The organism is Aurantimonas sp. C2-5-R2 (assembly GCF_036549495.1).
GTDB classification, from domain to species: Bacteria; Pseudomonadota; Alphaproteobacteria; order Rhizobiales; family Rhizobiaceae; genus Aurantimonas; species Aurantimonas coralicida_A.
This window is the reverse complement of the sequence record NZ_JAZHLJ010000255.1, coordinates 1-899: the sequence shown is the minus strand read 5'-3', so window position 1 is coordinate 899 and position 899 is coordinate 1. Positions and strand designations below refer to the sequence as shown.

Genomic DNA, 899 nt, shown 5'->3' with positions numbered 1-899 from the left:
CGCCTCCCTGCGCGGGCGCCACATCGTCGAGGATGCGGCCAAGCGCATCCGCGAGGCGGGGATCACCGAAGTCACCGAGCATCTGCGCCACGGCGACGTCGCGGAGGCGATCAGCGAGCGAGAAGCTGACACCCGCCTCGTCGTGATCGGCAAGCGAGGGGAGGCAGCGGACTTTGCCACGGGCCATCTCGGCTCGAACCTGGAGCGGGTTGTCCGCTCCACGACGAAGCCGGTGCTGGTCGCCTCCCGCGCCTTTCAGCCGATCGAGCGCTTCATGGTCGCCTTCGACGGAGGACGGTCGTCGCCGCAGATTGTGGAGCGGCTGGTCGCCAGCCCGCTTCTTGTGAACGTGCCTTGCCACCTCTTCATGGTTGGAGACGCTGGTGGCGAGCCCGGTCATCGTTTGAAGGCTGCTCAGGAGACGCTCGCCTCGGCGGGCTATGATGTGACCGTCGGTTTTGAAAAGGGCGAACCCGACGATGTCATCGCCGCAAAGGTGAAGCGGGATGGGGTCGGGCTTCTGGTCATGGGCGCCTACGGCCACTCCCGCATTCGTAACCTGATTGTCGGCAGCACCACGACTTCGCTCATTCAGTCCTGCGCAATTCCCGTGCTCGTCATCCGGTGAGCGCTTTCGGAAAGCCTCATGCCGGAATTGCGAACGCCGATGTGCGCAAGCAGCCCGGCTCGGTCCTCGTGACCTTCGACGGCAGCCACTGCGACCGGATCAGGAAGGAGCTGGGGGTGCGGATCGATTTTCCCCGGCTGCTCCGCTTTCTCGTCGGCCCCGACGTTCCGGTCCTGGCGATCTACTATAAGGACATGCGCGACGAGGCAGAACGAGATCGTCAGTCGGGGCTCCTGCGGCGCCTGTCCGCCGGGGGATTTGAAGTGCGGGG

At 65.3% G+C, this 899-nt stretch carries 1 protein-coding gene and 1 pseudogene; both read left to right on the top strand.

The window, feature by feature from the left end:
• A partial coding sequence (locus tag VQ044_RS25375; RefSeq protein ID WP_327650443.1) for a universal stress protein occupies positions 1 to 628 on the top strand: 628 nt, incomplete at its 5' end.
• 41 nt (positions 629 to 669) lie between these two features.
• Positions 670 to 899 (top strand): annotated as a pseudogene (locus VQ044_RS25370) (hypothetical protein); the annotation flags it as partial.